Below are 20886 nucleotides of genomic sequence, written 5' to 3'. Positions count from 1 at the left end.
CCGGAGTCCGGCCGTACCGGACCGACCGATCGGGAGTCCTGATGACCGACAACGCGATCTACGAGGGGTTCGACCGGGCCGCGGCGGCGGTCTCCGATCAGGTGGTGCGGTGGCGCCAGCACCTGCACCAGCATCCCGAACTGTCGAACCGGGAGACCGATACCGCCGCGCTGATCGCCGATCATCTGCGGTCGCTGCGGCTCGACGAGGTGCGCACCGGCATCGCCGGGCACGGGGTCGTCGGTGTGCTGAAGGGCGGGTTGCCCGGCGACCGGGTGATCGCCCTGCGTGCCGATATCGATGCGCTGCCGGTGCCGGACCTGTGCGGGGTGCCGTTCGCCTCGCACGCGGTGGACGAGGACTATCCGGGCGGCCCGTTCCCGGTGTCCCACGCGTGCGGCCACGACTGCCACACCTCGATGCTCATGGGCGCGGCCACCGTGCTCGCGGGTATGCGTGAAAAGCTGCCGGGCACAGTACTTTTCGTATTCCAGCCCGCGGAGGAGGGGCCGCCGGTGGACGAGGCGGGCGGCGCGCGGGAGATGGTCGCCCAGGGCGCCTGCGCGGACCCCGAGCCGACGATGGCGTTCGGATTCCACGTCACGCCGTATCCCAAGGGCTACATCGGATATCGCGTCGGCAACCAGTTCGGCGCCTCCTGCCTGACCAAGATCGTCATCACCGGTCGGCAGGTGCACGGGTCGACGCCCTGGATGGGCACCGACCCGATGCCGGCGGCCGGTGCGGTGCTGACCGGGATCGGGCAGCTGTACCGGCAGCTCAATGCCTTCGATCCGGTCACGGTGACCATCGGGCACGTGGAGGATGTGGGCCGGTTCAACATCATCGGACAGCACGTGACGCTGTGGGGCACCATCCGCTGCGCGATCGAGACGGACATGTCCGACGTGCAGCAGCGGCTCGAGACGCTGGCCACGCACACCGCGCAGGCCTACAACTGTTCGGCCACAGTCGAATACCTGCAGGACGTGCCCGCCGTGCACAACCTGCCGCAGTGGATGGAGGCGGGCCTGCCGACCTTCCGCAAGGTGGTGGGCGCGGACAAGGTGGTCGAGACCGCGGCGACGCTGGGCTACGACGACGTCTCCGAATTCGTCAACAAGTACGGCGGGCTGTACGTGACGCTCGGCGTCCAGGACGCCGAACTCGACGACAACGGCATGCCACGCCCGACCCCGGGCGGCCGCGGCCTGTACATCAACCACAACCCGCACTTCTACGCCGACGACGACACCTTGGTCACCGGCGTCCGCCTCCACGCCTACGTCGCCTACGACCACCTCACCGGCTCCCTCCAGCCTTCGTGACTCGCAACAAGATGGGCTCCGGCACTTGCGGTTCGGGTGGGTGGGGCCGAGAATTGCGGCCTGACATGCCGGGTGGGGAATAGGCGAGGAGAGCTGTCCGATGCCGTATGCCGTGGTGGGGGCGATAACCCTGGTGCTGTGGGTGTATTGCCTGGTCGATGTGATCATGGCGCCGGAGGGGGAGATCCGGCAGCTGCCGAAGGGTCTGTGGCTGGTGGTCGTCCTCGTGCTGCCGACGATCGGGGCGCTCCTGTGGCTGGCGCTGGGACGTCCGGTGCGGACAACTCTCCGGCCGGGCTCGGGCGCATATCCGGAGTACGACCGCCCCGGCCGCTATGTGCCGGAGGATCCGGCCGCCGACGAGGAATTCCTGCGCGGTCTGCGGGAACGCGCGGAACAGCAGCGCCGCGAGGCGAAGCGGCAGGAGATACAGCGGGCCGAGGATGACCGGCGTCGCGCGGCGGGGGAGTCGTCGGGGTAGAGCCTGTCGCTGCCGTTGGTGGATTCCGGCCACAAGCGCGCCGGAATGACAAGGGCCCGTGGGCTCGTGCTGGGTGACCGGGGGCCGGTGGGCTCATGCGGGTGACCGCGGGCCGGTGGGCTCTTGCGCGCTGACCGACCGGTGGGCTTGATCCGGTGATGTAGGTCATGCGCAATTATGTTGTGCACAATTTAGTTGTGGGCTAGCTTGGTTGGTGTGACCGATCAATTGGCGCTCGACCAGCAAGTGTGCTTTCCGCTGTATGCGGCGTCGCGGGCTATGACGGCGGTCTATCGGCCGAAGCTCGAGGCGCTGGGGCTGACGTATCCGCAGTATCTGGTGATGCTGGTGCTGTGGGAGGAGGACGGGCTAGGCGTCGGGGAATTGTCCGCGGCGCTCGCCTTGGACTCGGGAACGCTGTCGCCGCTGCTGAAGCGATTGGAGGCCGCCGGGCTGATCGAGCGGAGCCGCTCGGCCGACGACGAGCGCCGCGTCGAAATTCGGCTCACCGGCCGGGGACGCGCACTGCGCGAGCAAGCGTGCGATATCCCCGAGGCGATGGCCGCGGCCACCGGTCTGTCACTGGAAGAACTCGGTGCGCTGCGGGAAACGCTGCGGCGCATGACCGGGGCACTGCTCGCCCACACCGGATCGAAGGAGAACTGACATGAAGGTCCTGTACACCGCGGAGGCCCTGGCCACCGGCGACGGCCGCAACGGAAACGCCCGCACCACCGACGGCAAGGTCGATGTGGCGCTGTCGGTTCCGAAGGAGATGGGCGGCAACGGCGAAGGCACCAACCCGGAGCAGCTGTTCGCGGCGGGCTACGCCGCGTGCTTCCATTCGGCGCTGCGGCTGGTCGGCAAGCAGGCCCAGGCGAATATCGACGATTCGGCGGTCGGCGCGAAGGTCGGCATCGGCCCCAACGAGTCCGGCGGCTTCCAGCTCGCGGTCACCCTCGAGGTGTCGCTGCCGCACCTGTCCCGCGACGAGGCGCAGGCCCTGGCCGACAGCGCCCACCAGGTGTGCCCCTACTCGAACGCGACGCGCGGCAATATCGATGTCCAGGTCGTGGTCGCCGAGGACTGAGAAGGTCCCGCTCGCTTGTGCGAACCGGCCTCCGCGTTCACTTTTCGCCTCTCCGCGGCACCATCTGCCGTCCTGGGCCGAATAGTGGATGCGGAGGCCGGATTCGAAGTGCCGGTCGGGACAACAGCGCAGGTTTCCGTCAGCGCAGGCCGGAGCGTTGGTCATGGACGGGTCCGGGCGCTTGACCCTTACCCAGGGTCAACGTTTCAGCATGATCGGTATGACTGCGAACAACACGGCGATGCCGAGCGGCGGGCGGCGGTCCGACACCGCGCTGCGGCGGTACACGATTCAGCATGACGGCGTTGCGATTTCGGTGTCCCGGGGCGGGCGGGGGCGGCCGTTGGTCCTGTGTCCCGGGCTGTTGTCGACGGAGGCCGATCTGCACGAGCTGGTCGAACTGCTGCGGCGGGACCACGACGTCGTGACCTTCGACCTGCGGGGGCACGGGCGCAGCTCGGGCGCGGATCGGTACACCTTCGAGGCGTTCCTCGGCGACCTCGCGGCCGTGTTGTCGACGCTCGACCTGCCCGCACCGCCCGTGCTGGTCGGCTACTCGCTGGGTGCGGACCTGGCCGTGCACCATGTGGCCGAACATCCCGGCGCCGCAACCGAACTCGTCCTCATCGACGGCGCGAATCCGGTGCCCGAACCGTTCCTCACCGCGGACGATCTGCCGGAGTTCCGCGCCCTGTGGGACGACTCGGCGAGGCAGCACGAGGCCGCGCGGGGTACTCCACGCCAGGTGCTGCTCACGGGGCAGGAAATTCTCGACCTGAATCTCGAGATCGACGCGGTGCGGTCGGAAATCCTCGATCGCTACCGGAGGATCGATCGCCCGATCCGCATGATCATGTCGAACTCGATGGCGGGCGGCGGCGACGACGCGCGGACGCGGCGCTGGAATCGGAACTGGCGCAACGGGATCGAGCGGCTCCTCCGGGAGCGGTCGCACGTCACCGCCTCCTGGATCGACGCCGATCACCGGCTCGTTCGCACCCACGCCGCGGAGATCGCCGGGATCATCCGCGGCGACCTGCTGTAGGAGACTGGGCCCATGTTGACCATCGGTGAGCTGGCGTCCTATGCCGGAGTGACGGTGCGCGCGGTGCGGCACTATCACGCCAAAGGGCTGCTGCCGGAGCCGGAACGGGACCACTCGGGCTATCGGCGATATGACGGCGGCGCCGCGGTGGAACTGATCAAGATCCGGACCCTCGCCGAGGCCGGTGTCCCGCTGTCGCGGGTGCGGGAGCTGCTGCGGGCCGGTCCCGAGGAGTTCGCCGCCGCGGTCGCGGAGATCGATGCGCGACTGCGGTCCGAGATCCGGGAGCGGCAGCGGCATCGCGAGCGGATCGCCCGGCTCGCCGTCGGCGACCACCTGGTGCTGCCGCCGGAGGTGGTGGAGTTCCTGGACCGGCTGCGCGCGCTCGGGGTCGACGAGCGGATCGTCCGGGTCGAACGCGACGGCTGGGTCCCTTTGGCCGCGCACTCGCCCGAGCGGGTCGCGGAGTGGGTGGCACGCAAGCGGGAACAGCTGGCCGACCCGCAGCTCCTCGGCTTCTATCTCACCCTGGGCCGGGCCCTCGACCGCGACGGCGACGGCGACGACCCGGAGCTGGTCGGCCTGGCCGACGAACTGGCCGCCTATCTCACACGGATCGCCGAGGAGCGGGGCGAGGACTACCTCGGCGATACCGGCATCGAGCCGACCTTCGCCCAGCTGTTGGATACGCTGGCCTTCGACTCCGCGCCGCCCGCCCGCCGATTGATCGAACTGCTGAGGGATCGCGGCTGGACCGGTTGGACCAATCTCGAGCGAGTGCACCCGCGGTCGAGCGTGGACCGGCGGTCCGGTGACGATGTGAGCTGACCACCGACGTCATTTCCGGCACGCTTTTGGCCGGAATCCCCCGCTGGATTCCGGCCAAAAGTGTGCCGGAAATGCTTGGGAGGATTGCGCCGCAACGGGTTTGGTTTCCGTATTTGAACTCGGCGTGAGCGAAATTGTGGATCGGTTCGTGACGAATGGCCCCCAGCGCCGGTAGCGGCCGGAAAATGCGCGCGATTCCGGCGATTCATGCGATCGCTCGCCGCGCGCCATCCATTGCCGAACGCGCCATATCCATTACCCTTTGACGGCTCGCGCGTTCGGTGACGACGTGCGGACCGCGGCCGACGAGGGGAATCCCGTGAATCTATGGAACTACGTCCGGGGACGGGGAGAGCTGCTGACGTTCCTGACGTATCAGCACGCCTCCCTGGCGCTGCAGACGGTCTTGGTCGGGACGGTCGTCGCCGTCCTGATCGCGGTCGCGGTCTATCGGCTGCCGCTGGTGTCGGCCCTGTCGCTGACCACGAGCCGGGTGATGCTGACCATTCCGTCGCTGGCGCTGCTGGCGCTGCTGCTGGTCCCGTTCGGGCTGGGCGTGGTCCCGTCGTTCGTCATGCTGGCGTTCTTCGCGGCGCTGCCGGTGATCGGCAACGCGATCGTGGGCCTGCGGTCGGTGCCCGCCACGGTCATCGAATCCGCGCAGGGCATCGGCTTCTCGCGCTGGCGCATCCTGCTGACCGTCGAACTGCCGATCGCCTGGCCGGTGATCCTGACCGGGATCCGGGTGTCCACGCAGATGATCGTCGGCGTCGCCGCCATCGTCGCCTACGTCCTCGGACCGGGCCTGGGATCGCTGATCTTCAACGGCCTGTCCCGGCTCGGCGGCGCCAATGCCCTCGAGATGGCGCTGACCGGCACCATCCTCATCGTCATCATCGCGTTGGTGTTCGACGCGCTCCTCGTCCTGCTCGGACGCCTCACGATCGCAAAGGGACTCTCATGACCGATGTGGCCAGCCCGCCGGCTCCGGAAACGCCGGAGCGCAAGGTAACCGGCGCCTCCATTCACCTGGACTCGGTCGTGAAGCGGTACCGGGGGCAGGACAAGCCCGCGGTGGAGCGCCTCGACCTGGAGATCGAGGCGGGCAAGATCGTCGCGTTCGTCGGGCCGTCCGGCTGCGGCAAGACGACCACGCTCAAGATGATCAACCGGTTGATCGAGCCGACCGAGGGCCGGATCTTCATCGGCGGCCGCGACGTCACCCGGGAGGATCCGGATACGCTGCGGCAGTCGATCGGGTACGTGATCCAGTCCGGCGGGCTGTTTCCGCACTGGTCGGTCGCCAAGAACGTCGGCGCGATCCCGCGGGTGCTCGGGTGGGACAAGAAGCGGATCGCCGAGCGCACCGAGTATCTGCTCGATCTGGTCGGGCTCGATCCGGGCACCTTCGCCGACCGGCTGCCCAAGGATATGTCCGGCGGCCAGCAGCAGCGGGTCGGCGTCGCCCGCGCGCTGGCGGCCGATCCGCCCGTGCTGCTCATGGACGAGCCGTTCGGCGCGGTCGACCCGATCACGCGGGTTCGCCTGCAGGACAGCCTGATCGGGATCCAGCACGAACTCGGCAAGACCATCGTGATCGTGACCCACGATTTCGAGGAGGCCACCAAGCTCGGCGACAAGGTGCTCATCCTGTCCGAGGGCGGGCACGTCGAGCAGTACGGGAGCCCGGAGGAGATCCTGACCGATCCGGCCACGCCGTTCGTGGAGGAGTTCGTCGGATCGGGTGCGAAGCTGGCGTATCTCACCGTGCAGCGGGTGCGCGACGTCGACTGCGACGAGGTGGTCACCGCCCGGATCGGCGAGCCCGCGCAGCCGGTGATCGCCCGCGCGAAGGCCAGCGGGCACAGCTGGATCGTGGTCGTCGACGAGGCCGGGCGGCCGCGCTCGTGGCCCACCCTGGCGGAGGTGGCGAGTAAGCCGGAGGTCTCCGACTATCTCGATCGGCGGCTGCCCGTGGTCGCACGATCCTCCACTCTCAACGACGCGCTCGACGCCATGCTCGCCGCCAGCCAGGGCGCGACGCTCGTCACCGACGGGCGCGGCGCGGTCGTCGGCTCGCTCAGCATCGACTCGGTGACGGAGACGATCCGGACCAAGCTCGCCGAGGTGCGCTCCGAGGCCGAGGACACCTCCTACGAAACCTACGTCGACGGCACCGATCCCGCGCCGACGCCGATCGTGGCGGCCGATGACGCCGAAGGTGTGCGGGAGGCCAACGGAGACGCAGCCGTACAGGAGGCGACCGGAAGCGAAGGTGCGCCGCAGGCCACCGGAGACGAAGGCGCTCACGTGGCCATCGGAGACGACGGCGCGCATGAGATCACCGGCAACACAGGCGCACACGGGGCAACCGGAGACGAAGGCGCGCAGGAGAACTCGGGCGACGGAGCAGTGAACACGGGCGTCGATGACGGGGCCGAAGAAGGCACCACCGGCGGGCAACCCGAATCGGGCGGGAAGTCATGAATCGCCTACGGCGCATACCGATGGACGTGTGGTTCGAGCCGCTGATCATCGTCGTGATCGGGATCGGATACATCCTCTGGTATCGCTCGACGACGCTGACCGCGACCGAGCAGGCCTCCCTCGGCTGGGACAATCTGCGGACCACGATCCTCGAGCACATCAAGCTGACTGTGGTGGCCACGCTGATCGTGGTCGTCGTCGCGATACCGCTGGGCATTCTGCTGACCCGCCCCGCGCTGAAACGGCTGGAACCCCTCGCCGTCAATATCGCCAATATCGGCCAGGCCGCGCCCGCGGTCGGACTGCTCGTGCTGTTCACCTTCTGGCTCGGCACCGGATTCCGCACGGCGATAGTCGGTCTCGTCGTGTACGCGATCCTGCCGATCCTGCAGAACACGATCATCGGCCTGCGGCAGGTGGACCAGCGCACGATCGAGGCGTCGCGCGGCATCGGGTTCTCGGGCGCGCGCACGCTGTTCCAGGTCGAGCTGCCGCTCGCGGTGCCGGTGATCCTCAACGGCGTGCGCACGGCGCTGGTCATTCTCGTCGGGACCGCGACGCTGAGCACGTTCATCGGCGCGACCAGCCTCGGCACGCTGATCACGACCGGCGTCACGCTGTTCCTGCCGAAGCTGCTGGTCTCCGGCGCGATCCTGGTCGGGCTGCTGGCGCTGACCATCGACTGGCTCGGCCGGTTGGTCGAACTGGCCGCGACTCCGCGAGGTGTCTCATGAGGGCGCGACCGGCCACCGTGATTTCGGTTCTCGCCGTGACGGTTTCGATGCTCGCCGGGTGCGGCCTGGTCAGCTCGTCGGGAAAATTCCACGACGCGAGCCTGCCGGGCGGCGAGCAGCCGCTGGCCGGCGCGAAGCTGGTCGTCACCTCGAAGAGCTTCACCGAGGGGGTGCTGCTGGGTAAGATCACCGCGACGTATCTGGCCGCGGCGGGCGCCGATGTCCGGGATATGACCGGGGCGCCGGGTTCCGCGTCGTCGCGGCAGGCCCAGCTGAACGGCGACGCCGATGTGCTCTGGGAGTACACCGGCACCGGATGGGTCAACTACCACAACCAGACCGAGACGATCTCGGACCCGAACGAACTCTGGCAGCGCGTCCACGACCTGGAGAAGCGCGACTACAACCTGGAATGGTTGCCGCCCGCCAATTTCAACGACACCTACGCCTTCGGCGCCTCGACACCGACCGCCGAACGCCTGCGGGTGAAATCGCTGTCGGAGGTGGCCGCGCTCCCGGTGCACGACCGGACCTTCTGCGTCGACGACGAATTCTTCAGCCGCTCCGACGGTTTCATTCCGATGCTGCAGAAATACGGTATCCCGTACAACGATCCGAACGGCGTCCCGGCGGGCAACGTCACGCGGATGGATGCCGGTGTCGTCTACACCGCGACGGCCAAGGGCGCGCCGTGCAATTTCGGCATGATCTACACCACCGACGGGCGGGTCAAGAACCTGAATCTCGTTGTCCTCGATGACGACAAGAAGTTCTTCCTGCCCTACAGCGGCACGGCCGTGGTGCGCGGCGCGGTCCTCGACCGGTATCCGGAGCTGCGGCCGCTGATCGGAACGATCTCCGAACACCTCACCGACGGGCTGATGCAGGATCTCAACGGCCGGGTCGACATCGACGGCGAGGATCCGGCCGATGTCGCCTACGACTGGCTGAAGAGCGAGAAGCTGGTCGAGTAGGCGGCTTCCTCCTCGGACGCCACCGAGGTCGAGTACCGGTAGTCATCGAGCGGGAAATGCCGGTTCTCCCAATACATTTCCAGCTGTGTCGACGGCCGGAAGGCGGCGCCGTCGCCCTGGTAGTTGATGTAGTACGTGTTGGAGGCGGCGCAGCCCTGGGAGAACAGGTGCGTGTTCTTGGCGCGGCGGTCCATGCGCGCGAAGTACCGGTCGTGCGGCTCCTGCCGCACCTCCACGCAGGTCGCGCCGCGGCGGCGGGCCTCGGCGATCACCCGCGCCGCATGCGCGGTGGTCGACTCGATCAGCGGTATGTAGGAGCCCGGCGCGTAGGCGTACGGGCCGATGATGAGGAACGAATTCGGGAATCCCGGCACCGAGACGCCCTGGTACGCCTGGTAGCGGTTGCGGTCCCAGAACTCGCCGAGTTCTCGTCCGCCGCGGCCGATCACGGGGTACGGCGGCGTGGCGCCCTTCTCCATCACCTTGAATCCGGTGGCGCACACCACCATGTCGAACCGCCGTTCCGCGCCGTCGGCGGTGACGATGCCGTGCGGGGTGAAGCGCTCGATCGGCGTGGTGTTCAGGTCCACGTTGGGCCGGGTGAAGGCCTGGAAGTAGTTGTTGGACACCGACGGCCGCTTACAGCCGAGCCGATAGTCGGGGGTCAGCTTGCGGCGCAGGCCCGGGTCGCGCACCTGGCTGAACAGATAGCCCTTGAGGGCGGCCTCGCCGACCGAGATGGCGGCCGAGGTCAACCGCGGATAGTTCGACAACGCCAGTCCCGCACCGAGTCCCGCGTTCACGCCGATATTGCCGACCAGCCGGACCGTGCTCTGCAGCGGCGGGAAGTTGAGCACCGCGTTGAGCCCCGGGCCCATCCGAAAGTCCGGCTTGGGCCCGATCCAGATCGCCCGCCGCTGATACACCGTCAGCTGTGCCGCCTTCTTGGCCAGTTCGGGGATGAGTTGCAAACCTGTTGCGCCCGTGCCGATTACGGCGATCCGCTGACCCCGGTAGTCGTAGTCGTGGTCCCAGCGGGCGCTGTGCACGATCTTGCCGGTGTAGTCGTCGATGCCGTCGATATCCGGATTCTGCGGCGACTCCAGGCCGCCGACCGCGCCGATCACGAACCGGGCGGTGATCTCGTCGCCGTATTCCGTGGTGATCCGCCACATGTCGTTGCGCTCGTCGAAAACGCCCTTCTCGCAGCCGCAGTCGAGCCGCAGCTTGTCGCGCAGCCCCTGCTTGTCGACGACTTCCTCGGCGTAGCGCTGGATTTCGTGACCCGGGGCGAAGAACCGCGACCAGTTCGACCGCTGCTGGAAGGAGAAGTTGTAGACGGGGGAGGGGACGTCGACGGCGACACCCGGATAGGTGTTGGCGAACCAGGTCCCGCCGACCTTGCCCCACTTGTCGATGATCAGGAAGTCCTCGACGCCGACCTTGCGCAGGGCCACGCCCGCGCCGATACCGCCGAGTCCGGCGCCGATGATCACGACCTCGTACTGCGGGGCGAGGCGGGAGCCGTTGGTGGAGTTCATCGTCGAAATCCTTTGCTGCGGACGTCAGTCCAGCATACGACTGTCTGGGACAGCCTTCAAGGTGCTGCTTTCCGGTCGCCGTCCGCCATGCGGGTGGCGGTCATCTCGCGCAGGTAGGGGCACTCGTCCGCGGGGCTGGTGTCGGGGCAGTTCAGCAGGTGTTCCAGGTGCGCCTTCGCGGCCGCGAGGCGCTTTTGCTGCTGCTCGATCGCGTCGATCCGCGCGAGGACCGCGCGGCGCCAATCATGGCTGTGCGCGGTGAGTATCGTGGCGATCTCGTCGAGGTTCATCAGGCCGGTTTCCCGCCACATCTGGATCAGTCCGATCCGGTGCAGTTCGTCCGGGCCGTACAGGCGCCACCGGGATCGGCGCTGTGCCGGGCGGAGCAGTCCGCGCTGCTCCCAGTAGCGCAGTGCCGAATCGGCGAGGCCGAAACGGCGTGCGGCAGCGCCGATTCCGATCAGGTCGTCGCCGTCGCGTGTTCCCGTGTCCGCCGCCGGAGTGTTGCCCATGTCACCAGCCGTTCCCGTTGCCGTGGTCTTGATCTGAAGCCGACTTCACATGCTGTTGTTAGGCAACCCTAACGGAGAACGATGGCAGAGAGGTTGATTCCGATGGCACGCGAATACTCGGAGACGGTCGTGATCGGCGCAGGCCAGCAGGGCTGCGGCGTGGCCGCGGCGCTGCAGGACCTGGGCCGCGAGGCGATCGTCCTGGAGAAGGCCGAGATCGGTCAGGCGTGGGCGCACGAGCGCTGGGACAGTCTGCTCGTGGGCAGCGGGAACCGATCGGTTCGATTCCCGGGCTGGGACTACGACGGCGACGATCCGGACGGTTGTATGCCGGGGCGAGAGTTGGCGCGGCATTTGCGTCGATATGTGGAGGAGCGCAATCTCCGGGTATGGCAGCGGACTCCCGTCCGGGCGGTCGAATGCATCCCGGATGCCGCCGACGGCGACGAGGCGCGGTTCCGGACGCACCTGTCGACCGGTGGCGTCGTCGAGTCCCGCAATATCGTCGCGGCGGTGGGCGGCTATGCCATGCCCCGAATGCCGGAACTGGTGTCCGATATCGACGCGTCGGTCGAGCAGTTGCACTCGCGGTACTACCGCAATCCCGAATCCCTGCCGGACGGGGCCGTTCTCGTTGTCGGCGCGGGAATCAGCGGTCAGCAGATCGCCGACGAACTCGCGGATGCCGGGCGTCGCGTCTACGTGTCGGTCGGGCGGCATCGCGCCTACCCCCGCCACTATCGCGGCCGCAGCATCCACGAATGGATGTACATCTTCTCCCTGTACGAGGATTTCGTGACGGTGAGCGCCGGTGACGACCTGCGGCGACTGCCCGGATTGCCGGTATCCGGCGTGAAGGACGGCGGCGCGGAACTGAATCTCGGGACGCTGGCCGACAAGGGAGTGGTGCTCGTCGGCTCGGTGCGCGGGGCGCAGGGCGGTGTGCTCCGCCTTTCGGACAATGTCGTGGCGGTAGCGGAGGAATCGGCCGCGTCCTTCCGCGAAATACTCGACAAGATAGATACGGGCCTGCGCCGGCGCGGATTCGTCGCGCCCGAGCAGTACCCGGCCCCCGGCGTGAACCTCGCGGGCATCGCCGATTTCGGGGAATTCCTCGACCTGGAGCGGCACGGCATCACGACGATCATCTGGTGCACCGGATTCGGCCCGGACTATCGGATCCTGCCGGACCGGGCGCTCGACGATCGCGGGGTGCCGATCCAGCAGAAGGGAATCCTGGGCGCAATTCCCGGCCTGTATTACGCCGGACTGCCGGACGGGAATTCGCTCGCCACGGCGGCCATCGGCGCCAATGTCGAGAACGGCCGGTTCATCGCCCGCCAGATACATATCGACTACGTCATGCGAACCGGATCCTCGGAATCGATCATCGCGCCGTGAGACGTGCCCGGCGGCCGCGGTGGGTCACCCCATGATCGGGATGGGGAGCACCTCGTGGATGCTCGCGCCCGCACCGTCTTTCAGGCGATCCAGCAGGCACTGCTGCGGTACGGCGTGGCCACTGAGGTGGCCCGCCGGTATCGCGACGACGTGGGCGTCGGCGCGGCGCAGGGCGTCGAGCAGCGCGAGGAACTGGGGCGGCAGCAGGCCGGAATCCATTTTCGGCTCGTGGAAGACCTCGCCCAGGTCGAAACCCGCGGCGGCCGCCACCTCGGCGAGGTGGGACTCCCACCGGATGGGGTCGTCCACCAGTTCGTCGCAGAGGTAACCGAGCATCAGCGGCCGCAGGGCTGTCATGAGTCGTCCCGGGCTCCGGCGCTCGCGCGGCCGCGCTCGCTGATCTGCCAGCACTCCTTGTACCCGACGGCGACGATCAGGCCGCGGGCCTGCAACCGCGTCAGTGCGGTACGGGTGCTCCAGCCGGTCAGCTGGGCTTGCCGCTGGATCTGGGCCGCCGACAGCAGCCCGCCGGGGCGGAGGATGTTCAGCACCAACGCTTGTGCTGCATGCCCGAACTTCATGCGTTCTCCTCGAAACGCTTGATCTGCCGCAAGGTGTACGAGGAGCGATAAATCGCTCGGATCGTGCGGGGACTTCCCGAAGATAGTTATCGACATCACATGATGTCAACAGCAGGCGATGTCAACACTGGGAAGCCTCCGCTGTGAGAGGATGCGGGCATGCCGACGACCGCCGAGGAGCCCAAGGGCGAGTCGCGGCGTTGGCGGGGCGTCGAACCCGCGGACCGCACGGCCACCCGCCGAAGACAGCTGCTCGACGCGGGACTGGAACTGCTCGGCACGGTCGGCGCGGCCGGGATGTCGATGCGCGCGGTGTGCCGCGAAGCGGGCCTGACCGAGCGGTACTTCTACGAGAGCTTCCCGAACCTGGACGCGCTGCAGCTGGCCGTCCTCGACGAGGTGGTGCTCGGCGCCCGCGACCGCCTGCTCGCCGCGCTGACCGCCGCCCCGCCGGAGCCGGAGCGCATCTTCGCGCACGTGGTCGCGCGCTTCACCGACTACATGGACGAGGATCCGCGGCGGGGCCGCATCATGTTCGTGGAATCGCAGGCGACGCGGGCGCTGGGGGAGCGCGGCAACGAACTCGTCGTCGAATTCACCGCGCCCATCGCACTGAGCATCGCCGGGGCCGAGCGCAAGCGAAATCCCGCCGACGACACCGATATTCGGCTCAACGCCCACGCCATCTTCGGCGCCATGGCCTTCCTCTACCGCCCCTGGCTCGACGGCGCCCTCGACATCACCCGGGCCCGGTTCGACCGGCACGCGACCAGCGCCATCACCGAACTCGCCCGGGCCAGGTCGTCGGACTCCCGAGCCTGACGCGTCGGGTCCGGTTGCTGTCGTCTCCGGCCCTCCTCACCACCCTCGCCGCTCGGTAGTTTCGTGAACGTTCCTGAGAGCGAAGCGATTTGCAGAGAGATGGGTAACTCGAAATGAGTGTCGAGCAGGTGCAGGAAGCGCTGGAGCGGTACAACGCGGCCGAGGTGGAATACCTGGCCACCGGCAACTTCGAACCGGTGCGCCGGGTTTTCGCACCCGACGCCGTGGTGTACCAGGCCGATGCGTTGCCCTACGGCGGTGAGCATCGCGGCTATGCCGAGTTGGAGCGGACGCTGGCCACAGTGCGCGAAACCTGGTCGGAGATCGAGGCTTTGGAGGTCAACTCCGTCGAGGACGGCGATACCGCCGCGGTGTGGGAGCGCGTCCGGTTCGTCTCCCGGAAGACCGGGCGCGAACTGGTCACCGAGGTCTTCGCGCGCATCAAGGTGCAGGACGGCCTGATCGTGGAGGGTCGCCCCTTCTACAAGGACACGGCGGCGGTCCTCGCGACCATCACGCCGTAGCCGTCAACGCTCGGCGAGTGGTGCAGGGGCCTCCTGCACCACCCAGCCGTTGCCGTCGGGATCGGTGCAGAAGCAGGCTTCGGCAAGGTGTATCGGACCACGGTAGGACGCGGTTTTCACACCCCGGCACGATGCGCCGGACGTGCTCGCGGCGTTAATGTCCGACGATGAAGACCAGGATCCGCTGGGCGGCGATGCACGGTCTGCCGCGGGCCTTCCTGAAGGTGCAGGCCCGCCGGGGTGAGCCGCTCGCGCGGATCCTCGCCGACCCGCGCACTCGGGCGAACCCGTACCTGCTCGCCGACCGCATCCGGGCGCGGGGCCGCCTGGTGCACACACCCTTCACCTGGGTGACCGCCGACCACGATATCGTCCGGAACACGCTGCGCTCCAACGACTTCGGTGTGGCCGGGCCCGCGGATATGGATTTGCCGCGGCCGCTGCTCGCCGCCATCCGGGCCACTGATCCGCAGCTGCCCAACCCGATCGAGCCGCCGGCGATGATCGCGGTCGACCCGCCGCACCACACGCGTTACCGCAAGCTGGTCGCGCGGGAGTTCACGCCGCGTGCGGTGCGGCGCCTGACCGACCGGATCGACGAGGTCACCGGTGAACTGCTCGACGCGCTGGCAGCCCGGAACTCCGCCGACCTCATCGCGGATTTCGCGGCGGAGCTGCCCGCGGCCATCATCTCCGAAATGCTCGGTGTCCCAGCCGATGTGCGGGCCCGGATGCTCGCCGCGGGCGAGGCCGGTGCCGCCCTGCTCGACGTCGGCATCTCCTGGCGGGCCTACCGCCGCGCACAGGAGGGGCTGCGCGACAGCCGCGACTTCCTGGAAGAACATCTCGACCGGTTGCGCGCCGAGCCGGGCGAGAACATACTCAGCGCGCTGGTCACCGGCGGGCAGCTGACGAGGCAGGAGCTCATGTATTCGGCGGCGCTGATCGCCGGTGCCGGATTCGAGACCACCGTCAATCTCATCGGCAACGGCGTCGTCGCGCTGCACCGCAATCCCGAACAGCTGGAACTGTTGCGGGCGCGGCCCGGGCTGTGGGCCGACGCCGTCGAGGAGATTCTCCGATTCGACAGTCCGGTGCAGCTGACCGCACGAAAGGCGCTGCGCGACATGGAGATCGACGGTCATGTGATTGCGCGGGGTGAAATGATCACGATGCTGGTCGGTGGCGCGAACCGGGACCCCGAGGTCTTCGCGAACCCGAACGCCTTCGATGTGACGCGGCCCAATTCCCGAGACCACGTGTCGTTCTCCAGCGGCGTGCACTCGTGCCTGGGCGCCACCCTCGCCCGGACGGAGGGCGCGATCGCCCTCCGCTCGCTGCACGAGCGCTTCCCGGAACTGCGGATCGGAGGCGAACCGCAGCGCCGGGAACTGGTCAATCTCCGTGGCTACGCACGCATTCCGGTGGTTCTCGGATCACACTGCAGTGGACGTGGGCACCTCAGCCCTGCGCCGTGACGGACATGCATGCCTCGACCTCGGTCCGATAGCCGACGGTTGCCGGGCCGTGGATACGTCGCCGCCCCGCACCCATACTGGACCGATCGGTCCAGCATGGATAGCATAGACCCATGCCACGTCCACGACAGTTCGATGAAGAGCGCGTGCTGTCGGCTGTGCAGGCGGTGTTCTGGGACAACGGGTACGCGGGCACATCGCTCGAAGATCTCCTGATGGCCAGTGGGCTCGGCAAGGGGAGCTTGTATGGAGCATTCGGAGATAAGAAGAGCCTGTTCCTGCGCGTGCTGCGTATGTATGACGAGGCCAATGATCAAATGCTGCGCAGCCGGCTCGAGCAAGCCGAGCGCGGCATCGATGTCATCCGGGATTTCGTGACCGGGCCCGTGCGTGATCCCAGCGGCGTGCAGGCTCGTCGGGGTTGCCTGCTCGCCAACACCGCGATGGAGCTGTCGGTGAACGCCGCCGAAGTGGCCGCGGAGGCGCGGCGCAGCTACGCCTCGACGACTGCCGTACTGGCCGACGCGGTACGACGAGCGCAGCGCGAGGGTGATGTCGCGGCCCGTCTCGACGCGGACGTCACCGCCCGCGCGGTGCTGGCCGGTCAGCTCGGGCTGGTCGTGCTCGGTCGAGTCGGTCAGGATCCGGCCGCGTTGTCGGCCATGGCCGAGGGTCTGCTCGACGGCCTGCTGCCTGCGTCCTGAGCATTCCTGCCGCAGTGGTGTACGGCACAGCGCCACTCGGGTTATTGACTGCACGGTCCATATACGGGAGAGTTATGGACTGAACAGTCAATAATATGTACAGGAGCTGTCATGAAGATGCTGGAGGGCAAGGTCGCGGTCGTGACCGGGGCGAACGCGGGTATCGGGCTGGCGATCGCGCGGGCCTACCGCGCCGAGGGGGCGCGAGTGTTCGTCGCCGGTCGTCGCCAGGCGCAGCTCGATGAGGTCGAGGCCGAACTCGGCCCCGAGGTCACCGGGATTCGCGGCGACGTGGGCCGGCTCGAAGACCTCGACCGGCTCTACTCGGCCGTCGCCGAGCAGGCGGGCCGGATCGATGTCCTGGTCGCCAACGCCGGGATCGGGATCGTGGCGCCGTTGGGTGAGATCACCGAGGAGCAGTTCGACGCCATGTTCACCACCAACGTCAAGGGTTCGCTGTTCACCGTGCAGAAGGCGCTGCCGCTGCTGTCGCCGGGGGCCTCGATCATCCTCACCGGATCGACGGCGGCCTCGCGGCCCGAGCCGTATCTGCCCGTGTACGGGGCGACCAAGGCCGCGCTCCGTAACCTGGTGCGCGGGTTCGCCCACGACGCCGGGGAGCGTCGGTACCGGATCAACATGCTTTCCCCTGGCGGTACCCGCACGCAGGGTTTGCAGGATCTGGTCCCGGCCGACGAGCTCACCGCGGCCGCGGCGGCAATTCCGCTCGGCCGATTGGCCGAACCAGAGGAAATCGCCGCGGCGGCTGTCTTCCTCGCCTCCGACGCATCCAGCTACGTCAACGGTTCCGAACTCGCCGTGGACGGCGGCTTCGCCCAGGTCTGAGGCCAAGCCACGGCCGTAGAGGTGGAGACCTCGTGGCCGTCGGCACGCATCAATGCGGCGATCTTGCGATGGCCCCACGTCGGCCATTCCTCGGCGGCGACGCGTCGCTCGCGACGCTTGCGCGGCTCGACGACGGTGGCGATCACGCATCGCCGCAACGCGTTACAACCGGCACCGTTCCAGACGGTGTGAGCCGCACTGTGAGCTCGCGTTCGCCTCTCACCCGGCCGAGTAGCGCGGTAGCGTTCGGATCGTGTCGAGGGTCAAGGTTCTGCTCTGGCTGGGGCACGTCTCCCTACCGGCGTGGGGGCTGTGGCTGCTGGTTTCCCGGCCCTCGCTCGATGTGGACTACGAGCATCACGGGATGCATTTCTGGCTGGTGCTCGCCACCGCCGCCGTGGCTATGGCCTTGGGCGTCATGCTGTTCCGGGCCGCGCGGGTGCGGCGCGACGCCCGGCTGATCCTGGTGTCGCTGGTGTTCCAGTTCAGCGCGGGGTTCCTCGGCGTGCACGCGCTGGCGACGCCCGGCGTGATTCTGCAGAAGCCGAACGCCGGTTTCGTGTATGCCGTCCCCGTCGGGCTGGCGCTCGGCGGTGTCGCGGCGCTGGCGTCGGCGGTGGAGTTCGGGCCGGCCGCGGCCGCCCGGCTGCACCGGTTCGCGTGGGTGCTCTCCGCACTGCCGACGGTCCTGCTCGCGGTCTGGGCGCTGGTATCGCTGGCGGGGCTGCCGCCGCTGGATCACGTCCCCGATCCGGCCGAGGCCCGCGGCTCGCTGATCGTGGTGGCCTTCCTCGGCTCGGCGTGCTATTTCGTTGCGGCACTGGGCTATGCGGGGCAGTTCCTGCGACGGCGCGGCGTGGTACTGCTCAGCGTGCTGACCGCCTTCGTGCTGCTGGCCGAGGCGCTGTTCGCGGTGGGATTCGGTCGCAGCTGGCACACCTCGTGGTGGGAATGGCATGTGCTGATGCTGGCCGCGTTCGTGCTCATCTCCGCCAGCGCGCATCTGCAATTCCGTCGCGAGGGTTCGGCTCTCGGGCTGTTCGACGGGGTCACGTTGCAGCGGACCATGGCCGGGCTGGAGCGTGACTACGCGCACGCGCTGAACGAGATGGTCGAGGCCTTGCGCGAGCGCGCCGAGGGCGGCGTGGCCTCGATCGAGCCGCTGGGCGCCGTCGGGGTCCGGCTGGCCAAGCGATTCGGGCTCACCGAACGTCAGGTCGCGGTGCTGCAGCAGGGCGCGCACGCGCTGGGCAGCGAGCGGGAACAGGTCCGCAGGCTGGGCGCGCTGGCGGCGATCGGGGATCGCTCCAACGTGATCCGCCGCGAAGAGGAGTTGCTCGACGAGGTGCTGCGCCTGGTCGCGGCGGCCTTCGAGCGGGATCGGTTCCGGCTGGGCCTGATTCGAGGCGGAACGCTGATCTTCCCCGACGGCGGACCCATGGATCCGCGGGCGGTGGCGCTGCCGCTGGTCGTGAAGGGCAGCCACGCCGGGGTGCTGGAGGCGCGGCCCGCGGACGGTGCCTTCGGCGACGCGGAACTGGCGCTGCTGCGTTCGTTCGCCGACCGGACCTCGGTCATGCTGGAGAACGCACGTCTGTATCAGCAGCTCGACGGGCTGTTCCGGTCCTACATGTCGCCCGCGGTGGCGACCACGCTGCTCGCCGATCCCTCCCAGGCGGGGCTCGGCGGCCGGATCGCCGAGGTCACCGTGCTGATGGCGGACCTGTCGGGGTTCACGCCGTTCTCCGAATCCTCGACCCCGGAGGCCGTGGTGCACATGCTCAATACGTATTACGGCGCGATCGTGCCGGTGATCCTGGACCACGGCGGGACCGTCGTGCAGTTCGTCGGCGACGCGGTGATGGCGCTGTTCAACGCGCCGGCGCAGCAGCCCGACCACGCGCTGCGGGCGGCCGGTGCCGGTCTCGCACTGCAGCGGGTGGTCGCCGAGACCGCGGACACCCATCCCGGCTGGCCGCGCTTCCGGGTCGGGGTCAACACCGGTCCGGCGCTGGTCGGCAATGTCGGTGCGCCGCAGATGCGTAACTACACCGCGATCGGCGATACGACGAATCTCGCTGCGCGCCTGGAGAGTCTGGCGGAACCGGGGACCGTGGTCATCGGCTCGCTGACCCGTGCTCAGCTCGGTGCGCGTGCACAGGTGCGCAGCCGCGGCACGGTGACCGTCAAGGGCCGGAGCGAACCGGTGACCTGCTATGTGCTGGATGGGCTACGGTGACAACGGATTTCGAGATACTGCGTGGGCTGAGCGACCTGGAGCGGCGGGAGATCCTCGCCTCCTGCACGCCGCGCCGGTTCAAGCGCCGGGAAATCCTCTGTCACGAGGGCGATCCCGGTGACTGCCTGCATCTGGTGAAGTCCGGCAGGCTCATCGTCCGGGTCGCTACTCCGTTCGGGAACACCGCGACACTGACGATGCTCGGCCCGGGCCACTCGTTCGGCGAATTGGCTGTGGCGGACAGTAATTCCCGCCGCACCGCGACGGTCGAGGCCGTCGAGAACGCCGAGACGCTGACGCTGAGCCGTGCGCAGTTGACGGCGTTGCGGGAGACCTATCCGGCGATCGATCGTGTCATCATCGGCACGTTGGCGGCGCAGGTGCGCAGGCTCTCCGCGCAGGTGCTCGAGGCGCTGTATCTGCCGGTGGAGACCAGGGTGGTGCGGCGTCTTGTCGACCTGGCCCGCATCTATGGGGGATCGAGCCCGATCGCGGAGATCAGGCTCAACCAGGACGACCTGGCGTCGATGGCAGGGACGACACGGGCCACGGCCAACAAGGTGCTGCGCGATCTGCAGCAGCGCAACATCCTGGCCCTGACTCGCGGCCGCATCACCGTGGTCGACCGCGCGGCGCTGCTCCGCGCCGCAGGCTGATCGCTACTTCGCCTTGCCGCCGGTGGGCGACACCGCGAACCAGACGCCGCCGACGCCCTGACCCAGGAGCTCGCCGGGGTTCTTGTCCTTCGCGAAGTAGTACACCGGCCAGCCGCCGACGGTGATCTGGCAGGAACCGTCGGCGCGCTCGATGAATCCGGTCAGGGCGGGATCGATGCCCTCGACATAGAGCGCCTGGCCGCGGTTGACCAGCAGCGGCGGCCAGGTGACGGCGCAGTCGCCGTTGCAGTTCGAGCGCGACGGCTGCGCGGTGTCCTTGTCGAACCGATAGAGCGCGCGGCCGTTCGCATTGGTCACGCGGTAGCCCACCGTGGGGTCGTTGAAGACCCGCAGCGACACCGCATTGGCGCCCTGCGGCGCCTGCCCACTGTAAATCTGCAGCCACCCTTGGGTTTTCGCCAGCACCGGCGCGGAAACCGGCACCGGCGCCGCCGGGGCAGCAGTAGCAGCGGGCGCGGCGGACAGAGACACCACCGCAGCGGCACCGATGGCGACCGCGACGGTACTGAGCGTTCTGGTAAATCTCGACATGGGTTCCTCCGAAGGGATGTCGTGGTCGATGACGGCAATTCTTCGGATTCGAGCCCTAATGTT

22 protein-coding genes and 1 pseudogene are annotated in these 20886 nt (G+C 68.3%); 18 read left to right on the top strand and 5 right to left on the bottom strand.

What is annotated here, in order from left to right; genetic code table 11:
* Positions 1 to 41 precede the first annotated feature (41 nt).
* The 10 genes and pseudogenes from NM1_RS34135 to NM1_RS34090 all read left to right on the top strand — a co-directional run bounded on the left by NM1_RS34135 (position 42) and on the right by NM1_RS34090 (position 8967).
* Positions 42 to 1328 (top strand): amidohydrolase, encoded by a 1287-nt coding sequence (locus NM1_RS34135; RefSeq protein WP_068029798.1) that lies wholly within the window; start codon positions 42 to 44, stop codon positions 1326 to 1328.
* Positions 1329 to 1428: 100 nt separating this feature from the next.
* The gene (locus tag NM1_RS34130) at positions 1429 to 1809 is read left to right on the top strand and encodes a PLDc N-terminal domain-containing protein (RefSeq protein ID WP_068029795.1); all 381 of its coding nucleotides are present in this window, start codon (positions 1429 to 1431) and stop codon (positions 1807 to 1809) included.
* A 216-nt stretch (positions 1810 to 2025) separates the two neighbouring features.
* On the top strand, positions 2026 to 2475 hold the full coding sequence (locus tag NM1_RS34125; protein ID WP_068029793.1) for a MarR family winged helix-turn-helix transcriptional regulator: 450 nt from the start codon (positions 2026 to 2028) through the stop codon (positions 2473 to 2475).
* A 1-nt stretch (position 2476) separates the two neighbouring features.
* Entirely contained in the window at positions 2477 to 2899 is a 423-nt protein-coding gene (locus NM1_RS34120; protein WP_068029789.1) for an organic hydroperoxide resistance protein, read from the top strand.
* Positions 2900 to 3119: 220 nt separating this feature from the next.
* Positions 3120 to 3944 carry an alpha/beta fold hydrolase gene (locus NM1_RS34115; protein WP_246010792.1) on the top strand — a complete coding sequence of 275 codons (825 nt, stop codon included), beginning with the start codon at positions 3120 to 3122 and terminating at the stop codon, positions 3942 to 3944.
* A gap of 12 nt (positions 3945 to 3956) precedes the next feature.
* Positions 3957 to 4772 (top strand): MerR family DNA-binding transcriptional regulator, encoded by an 816-nt coding sequence (locus NM1_RS34110; protein ID WP_068029787.1) that lies wholly within the window; start codon positions 3957 to 3959, stop codon positions 4770 to 4772.
* Positions 4773 to 5091: 319 nt separating this feature from the next.
* Positions 5092 to 5736: an ABC transporter permease gene (locus NM1_RS34105; RefSeq protein WP_068029835.1), complete on the top strand. Its 645-nt coding sequence runs from the start codon at positions 5092 to 5094 to the stop codon at positions 5734 to 5736.
* Positions 5733 to 7004, top strand: a pseudogene (locus NM1_RS34100) (ATP-binding cassette domain-containing protein); the annotation flags it as partial. The gene NM1_RS34105 and the pseudogene NM1_RS34100, both read left to right, overlap by 4 nt.
* Before the next feature lie 251 nt (positions 7005 to 7255).
* Entirely contained in the window at positions 7256 to 7993 is a 738-nt protein-coding gene (locus NM1_RS34095) for an ABC transporter permease (RefSeq protein WP_114699420.1), read from the top strand.
* On the top strand, positions 7990 to 8967 hold the full coding sequence (locus NM1_RS34090; protein WP_068029782.1) for a glycine betaine ABC transporter substrate-binding protein: 978 nt from the start codon (positions 7990 to 7992) through the stop codon (positions 8965 to 8967). Before NM1_RS34095 ends, NM1_RS34090 begins: the two co-directional genes overlap by 4 nt.
* On the opposite strand, the gene NM1_RS34085 is transcribed toward NM1_RS34090, so the two are convergent.
* Both NM1_RS34085 and NM1_RS34080 read right to left on the bottom strand, forming a co-directional pair.
* Positions 8931 to 10508 (bottom strand): flavin-containing monooxygenase, encoded by a 1578-nt coding sequence (locus NM1_RS34085; RefSeq protein WP_068029779.1) that lies wholly within the window; start codon positions 10506 to 10508, stop codon positions 8931 to 8933. The two genes, NM1_RS34090 and NM1_RS34085, sit on opposite strands and share 37 nt — an antisense overlap.
* A gap of 56 nt (positions 10509 to 10564) precedes the next feature.
* On the bottom strand, positions 10565 to 11020 hold the full coding sequence (locus NM1_RS34080) for a MerR family transcriptional regulator (protein WP_068029775.1): 456 nt from the start codon (positions 11018 to 11020) through the stop codon (positions 10565 to 10567).
* Between the two features lie 102 nt (positions 11021 to 11122).
* Here NM1_RS34080 and NM1_RS34075 point away from each other — a divergent pair, with 102 nt between their 5' ends.
* Positions 11123 to 12421: a flavin-containing monooxygenase gene (locus tag NM1_RS34075; RefSeq protein ID WP_068029773.1), complete on the top strand. Its 1299-nt coding sequence runs from the start codon at positions 11123 to 11125 to the stop codon at positions 12419 to 12421.
* Between the two features lie 24 nt (positions 12422 to 12445).
* Here NM1_RS34075 and NM1_RS34070 read toward each other — a convergent pair whose 3' ends face one another.
* Together NM1_RS34070 and NM1_RS34065 are read right to left on the bottom strand one after the other, a co-directional pair.
* Entirely contained in the window at positions 12446 to 12778 is a 333-nt protein-coding gene (locus NM1_RS34070; protein WP_068029770.1) for a hypothetical protein, read from the bottom strand.
* A complete protein-coding gene (locus tag NM1_RS34065; RefSeq protein WP_068029767.1) occupies positions 12775 to 13002 on the bottom strand; it encodes a hypothetical protein in 228 nt (75 codons plus the stop codon). Before NM1_RS34065 ends, NM1_RS34070 begins: the two co-directional genes overlap by 4 nt.
* Before the next feature lie 159 nt (positions 13003 to 13161).
* Between NM1_RS34065 and NM1_RS34060 the strand changes: the two genes are divergently transcribed.
* The 7 genes from NM1_RS34060 (at position 13162) to NM1_RS34030 (ending at position 20271) form a co-directional block, all read left to right on the top strand.
* Entirely contained in the window at positions 13162 to 13824 is a 663-nt protein-coding gene (locus tag NM1_RS34060) for a TetR/AcrR family transcriptional regulator (RefSeq protein WP_068029764.1), read from the top strand.
* Positions 13825 to 13937: 113 nt separating this feature from the next.
* On the top strand, positions 13938 to 14348 hold the full coding sequence (locus tag NM1_RS34055; RefSeq protein ID WP_068029762.1) for a nuclear transport factor 2 family protein: 411 nt from the start codon (positions 13938 to 13940) through the stop codon (positions 14346 to 14348).
* Between the two features lie 167 nt (positions 14349 to 14515).
* The gene (locus NM1_RS34050) at positions 14516 to 15826 is read left to right on the top strand and encodes a cytochrome P450 (RefSeq protein WP_068029759.1); all 1311 of its coding nucleotides are present in this window, start codon (positions 14516 to 14518) and stop codon (positions 15824 to 15826) included.
* A gap of 146 nt (positions 15827 to 15972) precedes the next feature.
* Positions 15973 to 16530: a TetR/AcrR family transcriptional regulator gene (locus NM1_RS34045; RefSeq protein WP_246010791.1), complete on the top strand. Its 558-nt coding sequence runs from the start codon at positions 15973 to 15975 to the stop codon at positions 16528 to 16530.
* Positions 16531 to 16641: 111 nt separating this feature from the next.
* A complete protein-coding gene (locus NM1_RS34040; protein ID WP_068029753.1) occupies positions 16642 to 17376 on the top strand; it encodes an SDR family NAD(P)-dependent oxidoreductase in 735 nt (244 codons plus the stop codon).
* A 253-nt stretch (positions 17377 to 17629) separates the two neighbouring features.
* Entirely contained in the window at positions 17630 to 19615 is a 1986-nt protein-coding gene (locus NM1_RS43640) for an adenylate/guanylate cyclase domain-containing protein (protein WP_068029748.1), read from the top strand.
* Entirely contained in the window at positions 19612 to 20271 is a 660-nt protein-coding gene (locus NM1_RS34030) for a Crp/Fnr family transcriptional regulator (RefSeq protein WP_068029745.1), read from the top strand. Before NM1_RS43640 ends, NM1_RS34030 begins: the two co-directional genes overlap by 4 nt.
* Before the next feature lie 3 nt (positions 20272 to 20274).
* On the opposite strand, the gene NM1_RS34025 is transcribed toward NM1_RS34030, so the two are convergent.
* The gene (locus NM1_RS34025) at positions 20275 to 20823 is read right to left on the bottom strand and encodes a hypothetical protein (RefSeq protein WP_068029743.1); all 549 of its coding nucleotides are present in this window, start codon (positions 20821 to 20823) and stop codon (positions 20275 to 20277) included.
* Between the last annotated feature and the right edge of the window lie 63 nt (positions 20824 to 20886).

This window comes from Nocardia mexicana NBRC 108244 (assembly GCF_001613165.1).
In the GTDB taxonomy this organism is placed as follows: domain Bacteria; phylum Actinomycetota; class Actinomycetes; order Mycobacteriales; family Mycobacteriaceae; genus Nocardia; species Nocardia mexicana.
This window is presented reverse-complemented; position numbering and strand designations above follow the sequence as displayed.

What these genes read in the sequence shown, in the direction of transcription:
- NM1_RS34135 (WP_068029798.1), top strand. Translation starts at nt 42, where the DNA reads ATGACCGACAACGCGATCTACGAGGGGTTCGACCGGGCCGCGGCGGCG.
- NM1_RS34070 (WP_068029770.1), bottom strand. Translation starts at nt 12,778, where the DNA reads ATGACAGCCCTGCGGCCGCTGATGCTCGGTTACCTCTGCGACGAACTG.
- NM1_RS34115 (WP_246010792.1), top strand. Translation starts at nt 3,120, where the DNA reads ATGACTGCGAACAACACGGCGATGCCGAGCGGCGGGCGGCGGTCCGAC.
- NM1_RS34120 (WP_068029789.1), top strand. Translation starts at nt 2,477, where the DNA reads ATGAAGGTCCTGTACACCGCGGAGGCCCTGGCCACCGGCGACGGCCGC.
- NM1_RS34085 (WP_068029779.1), bottom strand. Translation starts at nt 10,508, where the DNA reads ATGAACTCCACCAACGGCTCCCGCCTCGCCCCGCAGTACGAGGTCGTG.
- NM1_RS34130 (WP_068029795.1), top strand. Translation starts at nt 1,429, where the DNA reads ATGCCGTATGCCGTGGTGGGGGCGATAACCCTGGTGCTGTGGGTGTAT.
- NM1_RS34060 (WP_068029764.1), top strand. Translation starts at nt 13,162, where the DNA reads ATGCCGACGACCGCCGAGGAGCCCAAGGGCGAGTCGCGGCGTTGGCGG.
- NM1_RS34055 (WP_068029762.1), top strand. Translation starts at nt 13,938, where the DNA reads ATGAGTGTCGAGCAGGTGCAGGAAGCGCTGGAGCGGTACAACGCGGCC.
- NM1_RS34040 (WP_068029753.1), top strand. Translation starts at nt 16,642, where the DNA reads ATGAAGATGCTGGAGGGCAAGGTCGCGGTCGTGACCGGGGCGAACGCG.
- NM1_RS34090 (WP_068029782.1), top strand. Translation starts at nt 7,990, where the DNA reads ATGAGGGCGCGACCGGCCACCGTGATTTCGGTTCTCGCCGTGACGGTT.
- NM1_RS34065 (WP_068029767.1), bottom strand. Translation starts at nt 13,002, where the DNA reads ATGAAGTTCGGGCATGCAGCACAAGCGTTGGTGCTGAACATCCTCCGC.
- NM1_RS34025 (WP_068029743.1), bottom strand. Translation starts at nt 20,823, where the DNA reads ATGTCGAGATTTACCAGAACGCTCAGTACCGTCGCGGTCGCCATCGGT.
- NM1_RS34050 (WP_068029759.1), top strand. Translation starts at nt 14,516, where the DNA reads ATGAAGACCAGGATCCGCTGGGCGGCGATGCACGGTCTGCCGCGGGCC.
- NM1_RS34075 (WP_068029773.1), top strand. Translation starts at nt 11,123, where the DNA reads ATGGCACGCGAATACTCGGAGACGGTCGTGATCGGCGCAGGCCAGCAG.
- NM1_RS34110 (WP_068029787.1), top strand. Translation starts at nt 3,957, where the DNA reads ATGTTGACCATCGGTGAGCTGGCGTCCTATGCCGGAGTGACGGTGCGC.
- NM1_RS34080 (WP_068029775.1), bottom strand. Translation starts at nt 11,020, where the DNA reads ATGGGCAACACTCCGGCGGCGGACACGGGAACACGCGACGGCGACGAC.
- NM1_RS34095 (WP_114699420.1), top strand. Translation starts at nt 7,256, where the DNA reads ATGAATCGCCTACGGCGCATACCGATGGACGTGTGGTTCGAGCCGCTG.